General features: G+C 58.7%; 11 protein-coding genes. 8 read left to right on the top strand and 3 right to left on the bottom strand.

The genetic code is table 11. The features are described from left to right. Positions 1 to 35 precede the first annotated feature (35 nt). Complete coding sequence (gene nqrF, locus H9S92_RS16235) at positions 36 to 1,340, top strand: NADH:ubiquinone reductase (Na(+)-transporting) subunit F (RefSeq protein ID WP_187467742.1); 1,305 nt, start codon at positions 36 to 38, stop codon at positions 1,338 to 1,340. A 170-nt stretch (positions 1,341 to 1,510) separates the two neighbouring features. Next, positions 1,511 to 2,158, top strand: a complete 648-nt coding sequence (locus H9S92_RS16230) for a hypothetical protein (RefSeq protein WP_187467741.1) — start codon at positions 1,511 to 1,513, stop codon at positions 2,156 to 2,158. Between the two features lie 76 nt (positions 2,159 to 2,234). Here H9S92_RS16230 and H9S92_RS16225 read toward each other — a convergent pair whose 3' ends face one another. Continuing rightward, positions 2,235 to 3,416, bottom strand: coding sequence for an aspartate aminotransferase family protein (locus tag H9S92_RS16225; protein ID WP_187467740.1), 1,182 nt, complete (start codon positions 3,414 to 3,416; stop codon positions 2,235 to 2,237). 181 nt (positions 3,417 to 3,597) lie between these two features. On the opposite strand from H9S92_RS16225, the gene H9S92_RS16220 reads away from it, so the two are divergent. After that, a complete protein-coding gene (locus H9S92_RS16220; protein WP_187467739.1) occupies positions 3,598 to 5,490 on the top strand; it encodes an ABC transporter ATP-binding protein in 1,893 nt (630 codons plus the stop codon). Positions 5,491 to 5,592: 102 nt separating this feature from the next. Then, positions 5,593 to 6,084 (top strand): hypothetical protein, encoded by a 492-nt coding sequence (locus H9S92_RS16215; protein ID WP_187467738.1) that lies wholly within the window; start codon positions 5,593 to 5,595, stop codon positions 6,082 to 6,084. Between the two features lie 80 nt (positions 6,085 to 6,164). On the opposite strand, the gene H9S92_RS16210 is transcribed toward H9S92_RS16215, so the two are convergent. Continuing rightward, positions 6,165 to 7,196 (bottom strand): dipeptide epimerase, encoded by a 1,032-nt coding sequence (locus H9S92_RS16210; RefSeq protein ID WP_187467737.1) that lies wholly within the window; start codon positions 7,194 to 7,196, stop codon positions 6,165 to 6,167. Positions 7,197 to 7,523: 327 nt separating this feature from the next. Between H9S92_RS16210 and H9S92_RS16205 the strand changes: the two genes are divergently transcribed. From H9S92_RS16205 to treS, 4 genes are all read left to right on the top strand, one after another. Further along, positions 7,524 to 8,300 carry a hypothetical protein gene (locus tag H9S92_RS16205; RefSeq protein WP_187467736.1) on the top strand — a complete coding sequence of 259 codons (777 nt, stop codon included), beginning with the start codon at positions 7,524 to 7,526 and terminating at the stop codon, positions 8,298 to 8,300. 502 nt (positions 8,301 to 8,802) lie between these two features. Then, complete coding sequence (locus H9S92_RS16200) at positions 8,803 to 12,855, top strand: tetratricopeptide repeat protein (RefSeq protein WP_187467735.1); 4,053 nt, start codon at positions 8,803 to 8,805, stop codon at positions 12,853 to 12,855. A 130-nt stretch (positions 12,856 to 12,985) separates the two neighbouring features. After that, the gene (locus H9S92_RS16195) at positions 12,986 to 13,675 is read left to right on the top strand and encodes a Crp/Fnr family transcriptional regulator (protein ID WP_187467734.1); all 690 of its coding nucleotides are present in this window, start codon (positions 12,986 to 12,988) and stop codon (positions 13,673 to 13,675) included. Between the two features lie 213 nt (positions 13,676 to 13,888). Next, a complete protein-coding gene (gene treS / locus H9S92_RS16190) occupies positions 13,889 to 17,170 on the top strand; it encodes a maltose alpha-D-glucosyltransferase (protein ID WP_187467733.1) in 3,282 nt (1,093 codons plus the stop codon). Between the two features lie 148 nt (positions 17,171 to 17,318). Here the strand turns inward: treS and H9S92_RS16185 are convergent, their stop codons facing one another. Further along, positions 17,319 to 18,077 carry a hypothetical protein gene (locus H9S92_RS16185; RefSeq protein WP_187467732.1) on the bottom strand — a complete coding sequence of 253 codons (759 nt, stop codon included), beginning with the start codon at positions 18,075 to 18,077 and terminating at the stop codon, positions 17,319 to 17,321. Between the last annotated feature and the right edge of the window lie 6 nt (positions 18,078 to 18,083).

The following is an 18,083-nucleotide window of genomic DNA, read 5'->3' as shown; positions in this document are numbered from 1 at the left end:
TTGGATGGTTCGGGAACTATAAATCTTCTAATAAGATGCAAACGATTATTCTCGCGGTAGTGATTTTTACCGCTGTCGTACTGGCTCTTATCTCCATCCTTCTGGTGGCCCGCAAGCGCCTGGTACCCCAGGGGCAGGTGAAGATCATCGTCAACGGCGATACCGAAAAACCCCTCCTCGTGCAGCCCGGCAGCTCGCTGCTCTCCGTTCTTTCGGACAACAGCGTCTTCCTGCCCTCCGCCTGTGGCGGCGGCGGCACTTGTGCCATGTGTGAATGCCATATCACGGCGGGCGGTGGCGACGTACTCCCTACGGAACTCAACCACCTCACGCGCCGCGAAGTGGCCGAGCACAAGCGCCTGGCCTGCCAGGTGAAAGTGCGGCAGGACATGGAAATCCAGATTCCGGAAGAAATCTTCGGCATCAAGAAATTCGAGTGTACGGTTAAGTCAAACTACAACGTAGCCTCCTTCATCAAGGAGTTCGTGGTAGAACTTCCCGCTGGTGAGACGATGGACTTTGAGTCCGGTGGTTACATCCAGATCGACGTGCCCCGCGTAACCGTGGAGTACAAGAATATGGACATCACGGCCCACCCCGAGCACCATGGTGATGACCCCAATAAGTTCCAGAGCGAGTGGGACAACTTCAAGCTGTGGGACCTGAAAATGGTCAACGACGAAGAGCAATTCCGGGCCTACTCCATGGCCAACCACCCCGCGGAGGGCAACATCATCATGCTCAACATCCGCATCGCTACCCCGCCATTTGATCGTAAGACCAACGGCTGGATGGACGTTAACCCCGGCGTGTGCTCCAGCTACGTATTCGACCAAAAGCCCGGCGACAAAGTGATGATCTCCGGCCCCTACGGTGAATTCTTCATCAAGCCTACGAAGAAAGAGATGGTCTACATCGGTGGTGGTGCTGGTATGGCCCCCCTCCGTAGCCACCTCTTCCACCTCTTCCACACGCTGAAGACCACCGACCGTAAGGTGTCTTTCTGGTACGGCGGACGCACGAAGCGCGAGCTCTTCTACATTGAGCAATTCCGCGCCATTGAGAAGGAATACCCGAACTTCAAGTTCTACGTGGCCCTCGATAATCCGCTGCCCGAAGACAACTGGCAGGTGAAAGAAAATATCGATGCCCCCGGCGACGGCTTCAAAGGCTTCATCATGCCCGTAGTTATGGAGCAGTACCTGACCAAGCACCCCGAGCCAGAAGAAATCGAATACTACTTCTGTGGCCCCCCGATGATGAACCAGTCGGTCATCAAAGCCCTCGACGAGCTCGGCGTGCCCCAGGAGAACATCGCCTTTGACGACTTCGGAGGTTAGGCCTACCGCGCGTCAGCGGAAGAGAAGCCCCACTGGAAGCCCTCCGGTGGGGCTTCTTGCGTATACGCGCCCGGCTGCGGCTGCTTCACAACAACTGGTTAATCCCTCCCTACGGGCCCCGTAAATAGCGCCGGAGCCGTAACTTTGGCTCCTCAATGAATCCCACGAAAATGAAGTATCCGTTTCTCCTGTTTTGTTTCCTGATCCTTTTCACGGCCTGTACCGGCGATGGCAAAAACGCTTCGACGAACGCCGGCAATCTGGAAAGTACCGCAGCTTACGTGGCCAGCCGGGACCAGGACACGGCCCAGTACAAACCCCTCTACCTGCACCAGATTCCGGCGGCGGAGGATTTAAACGCCGTACGTACTTCCCTGGGAGGCCACGGCCGGGCCTTTTTGCCGGATATGACGCGCACGGAAGCCCAGGTCCTTACGCGCAACGTCTGGTGTTTCGAGTTTTACAACGATAACCAGGCCAGCGTTCCTCAAAAAGTGGCGGGTACCGGACAGTGGTTCCAGTTCGCCAACGACGGTACCTTCAAGGGCGGGCACTGGAACCGGCAGACCTACGCCGGGGTATGGTACCTCGATTACCAGGAGAAGTTCCCCAAGCTTACCCTCGACGCCAACGTTGATGCCATGGACGCCATCTGGCAAGTCCAGGCCATCAGCGGAGACCAGGAAAGCATGGCTTGGGTACGCCCCTCCAACTCCGGCTTTGGGCCCCAGCGCCGCCCCATCTCTGCCAAGCTCATCATGCTGACCACGCTGCCTACCAAAGAGCAGTTTGCCAATACCCTGAAACTGGCCCAGTAAGGCTAGTGGTCAGTCAACATTTAAAATTCGGGTAATCTACTAGCAGATTACCCGAAAATTTAAGTTGGACAGACCACTAGTCTTCCAGTGCGGCCAAAATAATGGCGCAGGCCTTCCGGATTTCCGCTTCGGTGATGATCAATGGCGGAGCGATGCGGAGGCTGCGGTCGTTCCACAAAAACCAGTCGGTGATCAGGCCCCGGTCAAGACAACGGCTGATGGTGCGGCGGACCTCCGCGAAATCGTCGAGTTCCACGGCCAGCCAGAGCCCGGCAGAACGCACCTGTCGGATTTTGGGGTGAACGAGCAGTTCCCGAAACAGCGCTTCTTTGTGGGGGATGCTGCTGAGCAGCGCCGGCTGTTGGCGTAATACCTGGAAGGTAGCCAGCCCGGCGGCACAGCACACGGGGTGTCCGCCGAAGGTGGTGATGTGGCCCAGCACGGGGTCTGCGGTCAGCAGGGTCATCAGTTCCCGGCGGGCGATGAAAGCACCCAGGGGCATACCGCCGCCGAAGCCCTTGGCCAGGAGGAGAATATCGGGCACTACGCCGTACTGCTCGAAGGCGAAAAGGGTTCCCGTTCTTCCGGTGCCCGCCTGGATTTCGTCCAGGATCAATAGTGCCCCCGTTGCATCGCAGCGTGCCCGTACGGCCTGCAGCCATTCCGGGCGGGGCTTGCGGATGCCCCATTCGGCCTGGATGGTTTCCAGGATCACGGCGGCGGTGCGCTCGGTGATGCGCTCCAGGCAAAAGTCGCAGTTGAAATCAAGGTGCTGCACCTCGGGCAACAGGGGCTGGAAGGCCGCCGTGAAATCGTGGGGCCACTGCAGGCTGGCGGCACCCTGGGTACTGCCGTGGTAGGAGCGCCGGGCGCTGATGAATTCGCGGCGGCCAGTTGCCCGTTTGGCCAGTTTCATGGCTCCCTCGGTGGCTTCGGCACCGGAGTTGACGAAATAGACATTGTCCAAACCTTCCGGCAACTGCCCGGCCAGCAGGGTCGCAAAGGCCGCCTGCGGGGCCAGCACGAACTCACCGTACACCAGGGTGTGCATGTACGTCTGGGCCTGATCCTGAACGGCCCGGACCACCTCCGGATGGTTGTGGCCCAGCGCGCTTACGCCGATGCCCGCAATCAAATCCAGGTATTCTCTGCCATCCGTAGTGTAGAGGTAGATGCCTTGCCCACCGGCAATCTCCAGGCCCATGGGGGAGGGGCTGGTTTGGGCAACGTGACGTAGAAAATTAGCGCGTTGGGACATGGGGCAAAGGTAAGGGACGGCTTGGTCGGGAGTTTACTAGTTCATAGTTCATAGTTGCCAGGGCTACTGACTAACGACTACTGAACTATGAACTACTGAACTAACGCCTACCAAACCATCAAACTTTACCCTTCCCGCGCGTTTCTTTTTGGGATTCATCATTACACAGTTCCTACAGCGCATGTCTTCTTTCCGCCGCCTCATTGGCTATCTGGGCAATTACCGCGGCCTGGTGACCCTGGCCATCGTCAGCAACGTGCTTACGGCCCTTTTCACGGTGGTTTCCATTCCGCTTTTTGCACCGTTTCTGGAGATCTTGTTTGACCAGACTAAGGCGGTAGCTTCGGCCCCTGAGCAGCTCAAATCCTTTGCTGATTTCCAGCAATTTGCGGGTTTCCACATTACAAACTGGATCAGCGATTACGGCCGGGAGACGGCCCTGGCCTACGTCTGCGGGCTCATTTTGCTGTCGTTTCTCCTCAAGAACCTCTTCCGCTACCTGGCGCTGTTCTTCATGGCACCGGTGCGCAGCGGCATCATTCGCGATTTGCGCAATGCCCTTTACGGCCACCTGCTGAGTTTGCCGCTGGCTTACTTTACCGAAGAGCGCAAGGGCAACCTCCTGAGCCGCATTACGAGCGACGTGCAGGAAGTGGAGTCGAGCATCCTCAACGTTCTGGAAGCCATTTTCCGGGAGCCCCTCATCATTGTGGGCTCCTTGGCCTTCATGATTTTGGTGAGTCCGCAACTTACGCTGTTCGTTTTTGGCCTCATGATCTTCACGGGCGTCGTCATTGGTGGCATTGGCAAAAGGCTGAAGCGCAGCAGCGGCGAAGTCCAGGAAAAGCTGGGCGAGATCGTCAGCCGGACGGAAGAAAGCCTGGGTGGATTGCGCATCATCAAAAGCTTCCGCGCCGAAGCCTTTCAGGCAGGGCAGTTTGCCCAGCTGAACAACGACTACCGGCGCAAGCTCGTACGGCTGCTCTGGCGCCGCGACCTTTCCAGTCCCCTCACCGAGTTTCTGGGCATCGCCACCGTGGCCCTGTTGCTTTGGTATGGTTCGCGGCAGGTCTTCAGCGGGGCGCTGGAGGCGGGCACTTTCATGTCCTTCATCTTTGCCTTTTACATGGTTATTGACCCCGCCAAAAAATTCTCCAAAGCCTGGTACGACGTGCAGAAGGGCATGGGGGCCATGCAGCGGGTGGAAAGCGTGCTGGATACGCCCAATCCCATGTTGGCTGCGGTAGCGGCAGGTCCGGTGGGCGCGGCCGCAGGTGCTCCCCCCCGGCCCCCCGAAGGGGGGAGAAGGGTTGCCCCCCCAACCCCCGAAGGGGGAGAGCAGGGGAAGTCAGGCATCGTCTTCAGAGGCGTCGGCTTCCGTTACACCGAAAATGGCCCCCTGGTGCTGGAAGACATTGACCTGGCGCTGCCGCCGGGCAAAGTGCTGGCCCTGGTGGGAGCCTCCGGCGGTGGCAAGAGCACCATTGCCGACCTGCTGCCCCGCTTTTACGACCCGACGGCTGGCCAGATTCTCCTCCACGGCCGGGATTTGCGCGACTACGACCTGCCCACGCTCCGCAGCCATTTTGGCATCGTCTCCCAGGAAGCCATTTTGTTTAACGACAGCATCTACAACAACATCGTCTTTGGCCTGCCGGGCATTACCGCAGCCCGGGTGGAAGCCGCCGCCCGGATCGCGAACGCTCACGACTTTATCGCGGCCAGCCCCCAGGGTTACCACACCAACATCGGCGACCGCGGGGCCAAGCTCAGCGGCGGACAGCGGCAGCGCCTTACCATCGCCCGGGCCATCCTGCGCGATCCCGAGGTTCTGATCCTCGATGAGGCCACCTCCGCCCTCGATTCCGAATCCGAACGCCTCGTACAAGACGCCCTGCAGAAGCTCATGGCGGGCCGCACCGCGCTGGTCATCGCCCACCGCCTGTCCACCATCCAGGCCGCCGACGAGATCGTCGTGCTCGAACAAGGCCGCATCGTGGAACGCGGCACCCACGCCGAGTTGCTCCACCGGGGCGGGGTGTACGGCAAGTTGGTGGAGTTGCAGGGAGTGTGAAGTGGGAAACGCCTGGCCTTGGCGGAGTTTTGCCCGTTTGCGGGAGTTTCCGGTAGCAAGCTGACTTGTCCCTAAAGTGGTCCAACTATAAAATGCAAAACAATGATTCACCGCACCATCCTTCTACTGTCCCTATTATTGAGCATGTTTTTCGGATGTATCGGTAGCGACGATGATCAGCCCGGTTCAGGGTGTGCGGAGGAGGACCGCAGCGTCATTATCGGCAAGTGGGGGAGCCCTGAGTTCATCACCACCAATACCAATTGCTACCAAAATCAATGCTTAGAGTTAAGCTTTGAACTGAAAGCAGATTTCACCTATCATCTGGTGTATACAACGTATGAATCCCCGTCCAATGCTGTTTTAAGAGAGGTAAATGACCAGGGGGAATTCACGTTCAATTGTTCGCAATCCGGAAACCTGTCGGGCAGATATTCGGCTTTAACTTTTGTCAAAGGGCAACTGACGATGAATTCTGATTCGCTATCCCCAAGGGAGTGGGAGCTGGAGTGGAATGGCATCCAAGGGTTGATCATTCAGCCAGAATACCTGGGCTTTGATCATGATGCCTTTGTAAAGTTGTGGCGACAATAGAAGGGCAATGGATTTTGTCACAGTGGATACCCTGACATACATCAGTATGGGGGGGCTGCTAAAGCACACCGGTTGGCCCACTACCCCACCAGCCAAGCCCCGTTCCCCGGCCGGTCGGGGTACTGCGCAAATCCCGTAGCGGGGTCGAAGGTGACGCCGCGGGCGGGGTCTTGGGCCAGGAGCATAGCGCCGTCCAGGTCGGCAAAATCCAGTTCGGGCAGGAGTTGGGCGATGCCGCTGATGCCCACGCTGCTTTCCGTCATGCAGCCCGCCATCACTTGCAGGCCCAGGCTGCGGGCCCGGGCGATCATGCGCCGCGCGGGCAGTAGCCCACCGCATTTCACCACCTTGATGTTGATACCGGAGAAATATTCGGCGCAGCGGTCGACGTCGGCTTCCGTCTGGCAGCTTTCGTCGGCAAAAATGGGCAATGCACTGTGTTGGTGGACTTCGCGGGCGCCGGCCAGATCTGCTGGCGGGAGAGGTTGTTCGATGAAGACCACACCAAGTTCGGCCAGGGCAGTCGAGTACTCGATGGTTTGCCGGGCCGTCCAGCCCGTATTGGCGTCCACGTAAAAAGGGGCGGTGGTGTGGGCCCGCAGCGCGCGGATGATGGCCACGTCGTCGTCGCCCCGGCCCATTTTGATTTTGTAAACGGGCCAGGGGAAAGCGCGGAGTTTGGCAATCATCTCGTCGATGGGCCCCAGGCCGATGGTGTAGCAGGTGGGGACCCGTCGGCTCTGCTCCTGGTCCCAGAGCAGGCCCGTGCGCTGGGCGTGCCGCCAGCCCCAGAGGTCGTGTGCGCCCACGTCGAGGGCGCAGCGCAGGAAAGGATTGAGGTGGGGAGCGTGCTCGTCCAGCAGGGCGTGCAGTTCGGTCGGCTCCAGGGTTTTGTAGGGCGCGAACGCAGGTGCCAGGGCGAGGAGTTCGGCGGTGGAGGTCGCGCTGTCGAGCCCGTAATAGCGCGTCATGGGCGCTTCGCCGTAGCCTACCAGGCCGAGGGAGGGTTCGGTCAGCCCGACGATCAGGGTAGGCTGTACCGTTCGGCTTTCGTGGGCAATGCGGAAGGGATTGGCCAGCGGCAGATCATAGGGGTGGACGGTAATTTGCAAGCGGGAAGCGACTTAGTTGGGGCCTAAAATAAGTCGTCGATGCCAAACGACGCCGCACTTCCTTTGCTCCTTGTCCCTACGCCAGCACCTGCGGCCGCGCCCCTGTTCTGAGCGCCAAAACGTACGGCATTTTCTCCGCCCGGGGGGACTTGACCGACGAGCGAGGCCTGAGACTGTCCAAACATTCATACCTTTAGCGGTTGTACCGATGTTGCGGGGTGCAGGTTGGGCAAGCCCAGGCACCCCGCTGAACACTTTTGGGAAGGCCTCGTTATAGTGGATAACCTGCACCTCCTACCCTTAACATTAACCTCGAACGTAACCAGCATGAACCAGGACGATTTCGATAAGCATGAGCTGTTGGAACAGTACGTCCTGGGGCTAACCAACCGCGAAGAGAGCGAGTGGGTGGAAGACCTCATTGCCAAGGACCCCGAGGCCCGCAAGGACCTGGAGCATCTCCGCAAGCAACTGGAGGACTACGCCGACGGTATCTCGGGCATCCCCACTCCCGCTGGCCGACCTCTGCGGAACCACCGCGACTTTGCCGACCTCGACCAGGAGATGATCGTCCGGATGACGGAACGCAATCACACGCTGGTCATCTGGCGCTACGCCCTGAGCGTTGCCTGCCTGCTGTTGGTGGCGCTTTGTGGCTTTCTGTTCCGGTCCAACCAGACGCTCAAACAGGAACTGCTGGCGGAAAAAGCCCGCCACGCCCAGGATGGCAAAAGTTTTGAGCTGCAACTGAAAAATCTCCAAAAGTCGGAAATGAACTGGGACAGCCTCAAGGCCCACGCTTCAGTTTTTGGCATCAACAACATCCGGGTGCACTACCTGGAGCGCGAAAATATTGCGTTGCTGGATTTATCGCGGGTGCCGCCCCCCGACCCGGACTACGCTTACTACCTCATCGATTCTTCCGCGCTCCAGGAGACCAAAGTCCGGGTGATCGGACAGGCGGACCTGCACCACCTGTTCCCCATCCATTTGCCCACGGGTGGGGTGCGCATTTACCACCTTCCGGAGGGCGCTCCGCTGGAACCTGCACCACCCACGGAGCACCTCTACGCCGAGATCAGTCTGCTTGATCCGACCTTCTAAGCTTTCGCCCGCAAGCGGCAGGTAGGGAAGCAGAATCCTTTTCCCCTTCGTTTGATACCATTCCGTCAAGAAGAAGGCCCGTTACAGTTATTTAACATTCGTGGTTTGTAGCTTTGCTGTAGATTTTGGTTATTTACGTTCTATTCCATGAGCAACTTTGTCACCTTTTTACTTACTCATCAATTCTACATACCATGACAATGTTGTACGTTTTCCTTCTTGCCTGCGCCATCGGTGGTGGACTTAGCCTGTCTTCCGCCCTCATTGATGGATCCCGCAGTTACTAAGAGGAAGTTTATTCGGATGAACAGACTAGCTATATTTAGACCCCTTGTTTTAGTTACTTTTATTCTGATACTTGCCCAGTTATAGAAAAACAGTCTGTTTTTGACTTTAATCTTCCCCCGTATGGCCGCCCGTTACTGAAAACGGGCGGCCATTTTGTTTTTGCCGTTGGGGTCTGGGGCAGAACCGGCCCGACGGCGTATCTTTAGCCACCCGTATGCAGCCCCTCATTCCTCCCTTTATTCAACAGCGGCTATTGGCCGGAGACCGCGTTGGCGAGTTGAGTGCGTTCACGCTCAACGTTGACCTATCGGGCTTTACGGCATTGACGGAATCATTGATGAAGGAAGGCGTTTCGGGGGCGGAGCGCCTTTCCCTGATCCTCAACGAGGTATTTGAGCCGCTGGTGGCGCTGGTTTACGCGCGCGGAGGTTTCATCCCCTACTTCGCGGGGGATGCTTTCACGGCGGTCTTTCCGCTTCCGCTTGACCGCCGGCACGCCTTGCACCTGTTGCATACCGCCGATCTGGCGCGCCGCAGCTTTTCCGCCCGCGGCAACCGTTTTGGCGATGAGTATACCATTGGCGTTAAGGCGGGTATTGCCGCAGGCACCGTCAACTTCGGCATCGTGGGTGAAGAACTTAAGGCTTTCTACTTCCGGGGCAAGGCCATTGACCGCGCGTCCTACTGCCAGTCTTGCGCTACCGAAGGGGAGATCGTCATTGACGACCTGATGAACAACTTGCTGGAGGGGCGACTGATTTTGACCGAAGAGCGGGAGGAGGGGGCTTTTCTCCTGGTCGGGGAACTTCCCGCAGAACAGCTGGATCACCCCGTAGAGCGCCTGGCCTTACCCAGCGTGGACCTTGCGGTGGCCACCCAATTCCTACCCGCCGAAGTGGCACGGTATGACCAGTTGGGGGAATTCCGCACGGTGGTCTCTACTTTTATTTCCTTTGAATCCGTCGTCACCCACGAAGCGCTCGACCAGTTTGCGACCGTAGTCTTGAACCAGGTCAATGACTTTGGAGGCTACTTTAAGGAGGTGGATTACGGCGACAAAGGCTCCCTGATGGTGGTCTTCTTCGGCGCGCCGGTTTCTTACGAAAACAATGCGGTGCGGGCCCTGGAGTTTGCGCTGACGGTAGAAAACGAATTGACCCAGTTGCGCGAGGACACCGAGCAAGATTTCCGCTTCCGGATTGGCATGACGGTGGGTACTGCCTTTACCGGCATCGTAGGCGGCAAGGAGCGGGCGCAGTATGCCTGCGTAGGCAACCGCGTCAACCTCGCCGCCCGGATTATGGGTTCGGCCGACTGGCAAGACATTCTGGTTGACGAAGAACTGGCCAAGGCGCCGCATTTTCGTTTCGAGCTGCGCGGCAATATCCAGTACAAAGGCATCCAATCTGCGGTGCCCACCTTTGCCCTCAATGGCCGTCGGCAAGCCCTCGGCAAACCGAGCTACGGGGGGGAACTCATTGGCCGCGAGCGGGAGACGGCAGCGTTGCTGGAGTTTGCCCAGCCTTTGTTTGAAGGTAAACGCCCGGGTATCGCCTACGTCCTGGGCGAAGCAGGTATTGGCAAAAGCCGCCTGACCCACGAGGTCCGCCGGCAACTGAACCTGCAGGGGCCCGTGAACTGGCTCCTCGGTAGTGCCGATCAGATCCTGCGCAAGCCCTTTAACCCCTTCGTGTACCTCCTGCGGCGAATGTTCCGGCAGAGCATCGACCTGGGCGGCATCCAAAATCGCCGCCGTTTTCAGTTCCGGCTGAACCAGGTCCGGCAGCAACTCCGCAAATTGTCTTCCCCCCGGGCGGAGGCTGCCAGCAATGAACTGGGCCGGACGGAATCCGTCCTGGCGGCCCTCCTCGGCTTACCGGTACCGCATACGCTCTGGAACCAGCTCGATGCCCAGGGACGCTACCAAAACACGATTGCCGCCATTGTCAACCTCCTGGTCGCCGAAGCCCTCCTGGAACCAACGGTACTGGAACTCGAAGACATCCACTGGATTGACGACGACAGCCGCATTCTGGTCCGGGAGCTGGTCCGGGAAACCACCAACCTGCCCTTGCTCATCATCGCTACGGCGCGGGCCGACGATAATGGCAAGTACGCCGATCTCTTCGCGGGCCTTCCCCGGGAGAGCGGGGAGCTCAACATCCTGCGCGTGGAAGTGGCCCCCCTGACCACCGAAGCCGTGCGCCGCATGGCCGAGACGACGCTCAATGCACCCATTGCCGATGAGTGCCTGGCCACCCTGCTGGGCGCCACCAACAGCAACCCTTTCTACCTGGAGCAGGTCCTGGAATATTTCCGGGAAAATGACTTGTTGGAGGCTGATGCGGACGGCGTCTTGAACCTCAGCGACGAAAGCATCAAACTCTCTACCAGCATCTCTTCCATCCTCACTGCGCGCATTGATCGCCTATCGGATCTGGTCCGGGAAACCGTAAAGGCTGCTGCGGTGATTGGGCGGGAGTTTGAGCTCCCCGTCCTTTCGGAAGTCATGCGCCAGGATTCGGGGGTAGCGACGGCCGAAGAAGTGATGCCCCGCCTGCGCGAACAGATCGCTACGGCCGAGCGGGGCCAGATCTGGAGTGCGATGAATGAACTGCGCTACATCTTTCGCCATTCCCTGCTGCGCGAAGCGGTGTACAGCATGCAACTGACCACCCGCCTGCAACAGCTCCACCGGCAGATTGCCCAGGCCATTGAAAAGCTGTACGCCGATAACATCGAAGAGCGCTACGTTGACCTGGCCTTCCACTACGAAAACGCGGGGGCAAAAGCCAAAACGGTAGAATACCTCGGTAAGGCGGCCAACTACGCCCGGGCCAACTACCAGAACCAACAGGCCCTGGACCTTTACGAGCGGCTCATCGAAAAATTCAGTGCCCGCCCCGATCAGGAGGTCACCGTCAATACCCACATCAATCGCGGTAAGGTCCTCGAAATCGTAGGCCGCTGGAACGAAGCCCAGTCTGCCTACGAAGAGGCGCAACGCATTGCCAAAGCCAGCCGCGATATCCTTCTGTTGGGGCGTACCAACAACCACCTCGGGCGCTTGCACACCTTCAAAGGAGAGTACGATAAGGCCATGGATTACCTGCGCGTAGCCGCCAGCCTTTTTGAATCGGTGGACGACATTTTCGGCATCGCCAAGGCCTACAGCAACATGGGCCATCTGTACTTCCGTACCGCCCACTACCACGATGCGCTGACGTACTATGATAAATCCCTGGACCACGGCTTCGGCAGCGTGGGTACCTCCAGCGCCGCAGAAACCATCAGTCACCTCGGGCTGACCCACATGAACCTGGGCAACTACCCCGAAGCCATCAAGGTCGTCCTGGATCAGATCCCCCTCCACGAAGCCAACGAAGACGTGATGGGCCTGGCCAGCCTGCACACCAACCTGGGGATCATCTACTTCGAGAGCGGCGACTACGAAAAGGCCATGCAGCAGCACTACGCCGGGCTGGAACTGGCCAAAGAACTGGGCAACAAGCGCCTGCAAGCCATCGGCCTCGGCAGCCTGGGCAGCGTCTTCGAGCGGCAGGGTAAGTACCAGGAAGCCCTGGATCATTTTGTACGCGACCTACAGATCTGCCACGAACTCGGCGACCGCCAGGGCATTGCCGTCACCGAGGGCCTCATTGGCGACCTATGCAGCGTCATGGGCAAATTCACCGAAGCCATCCAGCACCTCGACCGCAGCCTGAGCATCAGCCGGGAACTGGGCTACCGCAAGGGCGTGGCCAAGGCCGTCAATACGCTGGGAGACATTTACTTCTTGCAGGGGCAACACGAGGTCTCTTTGATGTATTACGACCAGGCCATCGAGGTGGCCCGGTCCACCAACAACCGCCTGGTACTCGGCTCCAGCCTGGAAGAAAAGGGACAGGTGCTGTTGGCCGATGGGCAGCTGGAAGCCCTCCGGGCGGTGGAAGAAGAAGCCGTCGCCATCGCCGAAAGCCTCGGCAACCCCGAATTGCTCACCGGGGCCCGCCTGCTGCACGCCCGGGCGCTGGCAGCTTACGACGCAGCCAACAAGGAGGAAGCACTCTGGACCATATCCGACATCCTGGCCCAGGAAGACCTGAGTGATGACCGGCGCGCCGAGGTCTACCTCGCCCGCTTCCGCATCAACGACGGAGACGACGAAGAGGCCCGGCAACGCGCCCTGGCCCTGTTCGAAAAGTGCTACGAACGGACGCCGAAATTCCTTTACAACCACAACATTAAGCTGCTGCGGGGGGCGTAAACCCGGCCGCACCGCCCAGGGTAGGAGCAGCGCAAAGGAGCGTCGGATTCCGACACTTATTTGTAATGGAACTGTGATAACTTCGCCCTGGGCTCAGGCGTCTTGGTGTTAGTTCAAATCCCACCTTAATATGGTTGACCAGCACCTTTGGTACGTCGAAAACATCGATTTACAACATCTATTCTGCCCGAAAAAAGTGGGCATGGGGCTCCTCCACACCAACCACCACCCCGTTTACGGAGCACACCAGTACATCTACCTGCCACAGGAAACTGCCGACAAAATTTTTTTGATCACCAATGGCCGCATCAAAATTGGCACCTACGGCAACGACGGCAAGGAAATCACCAAAGCCATCCTCGCGCCCGGGCAGGTGTTCGGTGAATTGGCGCTGGTAGGCGAAGAGACGCGCCGCGACTTCGCCTACACCCTGGAAGAAACCACCCTCTGCGTCTTAGAAAAGAGCCACTTGCAGAAAATGCTCAAGGAGCGCAGCGAACTACACGTCTACTTTTTGCGCCTCATCGGTAGCCGTACCCTCGCCCTCGAGCAGCGCCTGGAAAACCTGATGTTTAAATCCAGCCGCAGCCGCATCCTCGAATTCCTCCACGAACTCGCCAGGAGCCGGGGCCGCACGGTGGGCTACGAGCGGGAAGTCCGCAACATGCTCACCCACCAGGAGATTGCCGATCTGACGGGCACCAGCCGGCAAACGGTCAACAGCGTCTTGAACGAACTGCGGCGACAAAACATCCTCACTTTTGACCGCAAGCGCATGCTGGTGCGGGATATGGAGCGGCTACTGGAGGTGATGGAGTGATGGGGCAGGTGGGCGCGGCCGCAGGTGCCAGGAAAGAACGAAGGAGCAAGGTTTGCCAACCCTCCCTCGCTCCTCGTCGTAGCCCCTGCACCTGCGTCCGCGCCCATCTCAGGCTAATGCCGACGATATTTCTCAACTTATCCTCCGGGGAGTTTGGACATCTGGCCTGCGATGCCGTTTTTACAGCGTTAAACCACAGCAAGCAAAGCAGGTATGAGCCAGAATTATCGTCGCGAACCCTTATGGTACAAGGATGCCATCATTTACGAACTCAACATCAAAGGATTTTACGACAGCAACGGCGACGGGATCGGCGATTTCGCGGGCCTGGAGCAACGGCTCGATTACCTGGAAGAACTCGGCATCACGGCCATCTGGCTCTTGCCTTTCTACCCCAGTCCGCTGCGGGACGATGGTTACGACATCCAGGATTACTACAACGTCTCTTCGCCCTACGGCAACATTGCTGATTTCAAGCGCTTTCTCGACGCGGCCCACGCCCGGAACCTACAGGTTATCACCGAGCTTGTCATCAACCACACCTCCGACCAGCACCCCTGGTTCCAGCGCGCCCGCCGCGCCCCCGAAGGCAGCCCCGAACGGAACTACTACGTCTGGAGCGACGACGACCAGAAGTGGCCTGACGTGCGCATCATCTTTACGGACACCGAGACGAGCAACTGGACCTGGGACCCCGTCGCCAAGCAGTACTACTGGCACCGCTTTTTCAGCCACCAGCCCGACCTGAACTACGACAGTGAAGACGTGCAGCGGGAGATTTTTGCCGTGCTCGACTACTGGATGAATATGGGCATCGACGGCTTCCGGCTCGACGCCATCCCCTACCTCTTCGAACGGGAAGGGACCAACGGCGAGAACCTGCCCGAGACCCACGCCTTCCTGAAAAAGCTGCGCAAGCACGTTGACGACAACTACGACAATGTCCTTTTCCTGGCCGAAGCCAATATGTGGCCCGAAGACAGCGCCAGCTACTTTGGCGACGGCGACGAGTGCCACATGAACTACCACTTCCCGCTCATGCCGCGCATGTACATGAGTGTGAAGGTGGAAAACCGCCACCCGATCACCGATATTTTTGATCAGACGCCGGCCATCCCGCCCAATTGCCAGTGGGCCACCTTCCTGCGCAACCACGACGAGCTGACCCTGGAGATGGTTACTGAGGAGGAGCGGGATTTCATGTACAACACTTACGCTGCCGACCGCACCGCCCGCATCAACGTGGGCATCCGCCGCCGCCTGGCCCCCTTGATGGACAACGACCGCAACAAGATTGAACTGCTCAATGTCTTGCTGCTCAGCCTCCCCGGCACGCCCGTACTCTACTACGGAGACGAGATCGGGATGGGCGACAACTTCTACCTCAAAGACCGGGATGGCGTGCGTACGCCCATGCAGTGGAACAACGAGGAGAACGCTGGCTTCAGCACGGCCAACCCGCATAGTCTCTACCTGCCCGTCATTCGGGATACGGAGTACAGCTACCGCTGGATCAACGTCAAGCGACAGCAGCAGACGCCCAACAGCCTACTGAACTGGACTAAGCGCCTGCTGGCCAAGCGCCGTAATTTCCGCGTCTTCGGGCGGGGAACGATCCACTGGCTCAAGCCCGAAAACGGCCACGTCCTGGCCTTCGTCAGAGAGTACGAAGAGGAGCGGGTGGCCGTAGTGATTAACCTCAGCCGTCACCCCCAGGCGGTGGAGTTGGACCTGAGCGATTATGCGGGCAGCCGGGTGCGGGAAGTCTTTGGCCAGACCCACTTTCGGGATGTCGACCACGACCCTTACGTGGTGACCATGGTGGGGCACGGTTACTTTTGGCTCCAACTGGAATCGGCGGCCAACAGCGGGCAGGACCACCGCCAGCTGACCGGTCCGGCGCTCACGGCTGCTTCGGTGGAGGCGCTCTTTAGCAGGGCCAATCTCCGAACCCTGGAAAAGGAAGTACTGCCGGCTTATCTGCGCTCCGTCAGCTGGATGGGCAACAAAGCCGCTGAGCTGGAAAGCGTGACCATCCTCGATTACGTCAGCCCCGTTTTGGGTGGTGGACTGAGTGGCTGGGTATTCCTCAGCGTTGGCTTTCTGAAGGGGCTGCCGGAGATGATCCAACTCCCGCTGGTACTTCACCCAGCGGCCGAAGATGCGGCCTACGGCACCCGTGAAGAAGTCGTCTGCCTGGCCACGGTGGACGGTCAGACCATGGTGGTTTCCGACGCTTTGTACGACGAGAACTTCCGCGCTGCATTGCTGCATGGTATTCCCGATTTAGCTCCGGAGTCGGGCCTGGTGTTCACTGGCCACGACGATTTGCGCCACGCCAGCGGCCAAGAACTGCGCCTGCTGCATTCCGGCACCGAATACCAGTTGTTGCAGAGCAAAGATTACAACGTGAAATTCTACCGCCGCATCCACGATGCCGATGTGCCGGACCTGGAGGTAAAGCGGATTCTCAACCAACGGGGTTTTGGCAGTGCGCCGCAGCTGGCGGGCAGCCTCCATTTTGCCCCACGCAAGGGGATGAACGCTACGCTGGCCATTTTTGAAAACCGCACGGCGGGGGAAGGATCCAGCTGGGATTACGTCCGCAACAACCTGCAACGCTACGGAGAAGACATCGTTACCCGCCTGCAACAGCTGGAGGACAGTGCCCCCGACCCCGTTGCGGCTACCGAAGAGGTGATGTACCGGGATATGCCCGAAACCATCCGCCTCACCCTCGGGGCTCCCTTCATCGCTAGAGTGGCCGATCTGGGGCGGACCTTCGCGGCGTTCCATAGCCTGATGTACGAGGCCAACGGAGACAAGAGCTTCGCCCCCGAGCCCCTCTCCCTCCACTACCAGCGCAGCGTTTACGCCGGCCTGAAGGGGGAAGTGCGCAGTACCATCGACCTGATCAAACAACGCCTGGCGGAACTGGACGAAGAAGGCACCGGCCTGGCCGAGGCCCTCATCGCCCAGGAAGATCGCATCCATGAAGTGCTCAAGCGGATCTTTGACCACAAGATTGAGTCCGATAAAATCCGCATCCACGGAGATTTTACGCTCGAACAAATTTCGCTAACGGAAGATGGCTTTGTGATTCACAATTTCGACGGTGACCCCGACCGCAGCTTCAGCCAACGAACCCTCCGCCGCAGCCCTGCGAAGGACCTGGCCAACCTCATGCGTTCCATCTCCTACGCGGCTGGCCTCGTCTACGAAGACCTGAGCCTGAACCTGCGGCAAGAGAATGCCGACCGCCTGGAAGACTGGCTGCTCTCCGCCGAACGCTACCTCTCCGCTGAATTCCTGACCGCGTACCGCAGTGCAACGGAGGGTACGCGCCTGCTGCCCGCTGACGAAAAAGACCTGGAAGTCTTACTCGATGCCTTCCGCATTGAAAAAGCCCTGCAGGAACTGCGTTACGACCTGCACTACCGGGTAGACCAGGCCAAGGTTCCTCTCCGGGGCCTGTTGGCCGTATTGGCGGAATAGCCTGGCGAGGGGGAGGAGAGCAATTGCTTTACCCCTCCCGCCCGACGCTTTTCCAGCCTTGGTGGTGCAAAAAAGCCCCTGCGTACCGTTACTGAACGCAGGGGCTTTCTCTTGGTAGCGGAAGGTGGCGGTGGGCCTTTCCCGAAGGCTATTCCAGGTCTTCGGCTCCGCTGTCCTTATTCTCTTCTTTCCGTTTCTGGACTTTGTTGAGGAGGATAGCGGCCTTGATCATGAAGTCTTCGTGGCGTTCGTTGTACTCATTGAAGACCATCAGCAGGCGGGCGGCGTCGAAGGCCGCAGTGCCCGGCACAATCTGGCGGGCGGCAATGGGGTGCAGCCAGTACTCCAGGTTGTTCGAACGGAGGTAAGAACGGTCGGTGTGGAAATCGATGACCACGGCCAGCTTGTTGAGGCTGAAGAGGTAGTCGGTCTCCCGGTTGAGGTTCTTCTGGATGTCGATGATGTTGAGGTAATCGAAATTTACCCCGGATCGCTCGCAGAGGAAAATGTCGCGGCGGCCATCAAAGACGATCAGGTCCTGAAAGCGGTACTTGCGGAAGTTCTTGAGGAGGAAGTTCTTCACGGCCGCTTTGGTAGAGCGCAGGTTGCGGAAGGCAAACTGGAGGTCGTTGTCGGCCAGGCGGAATTCCTCGTCGTAAGGAAAGCGGCGGTTGGTGCGCATGTTGAGCACTTCGCGGACGCGTTTGACGGTGTGGCCGAGCTCGTCGGTCTCGGCAAAAACGTCTACGATGTCCACGTTGGCCTGGTTGATCCAGCTTTCGAGGAATATTTTGTTGGAGCCACGCTCGAAGACGAGCAGGGCGATTTCACTGATGGCGTAGAAATTGGGGTAGCCTCCGTAGATGTTCCCATATTTCAGCTCTAGAAAGGCAATGTTCTCGTTCACGGTTTG

Source organism: Neolewinella lacunae (genome assembly GCF_014349155.1).
Classification (GTDB): Bacteria; Bacteroidota; Bacteroidia; order Chitinophagales; family Saprospiraceae; genus Neolewinella; species Neolewinella lacunae.
The sequence above is the reverse complement of the archived record's forward strand: the minus strand, read 5'-3'. Positions and strand labels throughout refer to the sequence as shown.

Bases quoted from the DNA above. Each gene is read 5' to 3' on its own strand.
- H9S92_RS16205 (WP_187467736.1), top strand. From the start codon at position 7,524: ATGAACCAGGACGATTTCGATAAGCATGAGCTGTTGGAACAGTACGTC.
- H9S92_RS16215 (WP_187467738.1), top strand. From the start codon at position 5,593: ATGATTCACCGCACCATCCTTCTACTGTCCCTATTATTGAGCATGTTT.
- H9S92_RS16220 (WP_187467739.1), top strand. From the start codon at position 3,598: ATGTCTTCTTTCCGCCGCCTCATTGGCTATCTGGGCAATTACCGCGGC.
- nqrF (WP_187467742.1), top strand. From the start codon at position 36: ATGCAAACGATTATTCTCGCGGTAGTGATTTTTACCGCTGTCGTACTG.
- H9S92_RS16230 (WP_187467741.1), top strand. From the start codon at position 1,511: ATGAAGTATCCGTTTCTCCTGTTTTGTTTCCTGATCCTTTTCACGGCC.
- treS (WP_187467733.1), top strand. From the start codon at position 13,889: ATGAGCCAGAATTATCGTCGCGAACCCTTATGGTACAAGGATGCCATC.
- H9S92_RS16200 (WP_187467735.1), top strand. From the start codon at position 8,803: ATGCAGCCCCTCATTCCTCCCTTTATTCAACAGCGGCTATTGGCCGGA.
- H9S92_RS16195 (WP_187467734.1), top strand. From the start codon at position 12,986: ATGGTTGACCAGCACCTTTGGTACGTCGAAAACATCGATTTACAACAT.
- H9S92_RS16225 (WP_187467740.1), bottom strand. From the start codon at position 3,416: ATGTCCCAACGCGCTAATTTTCTACGTCACGTTGCCCAAACCAGCCCC.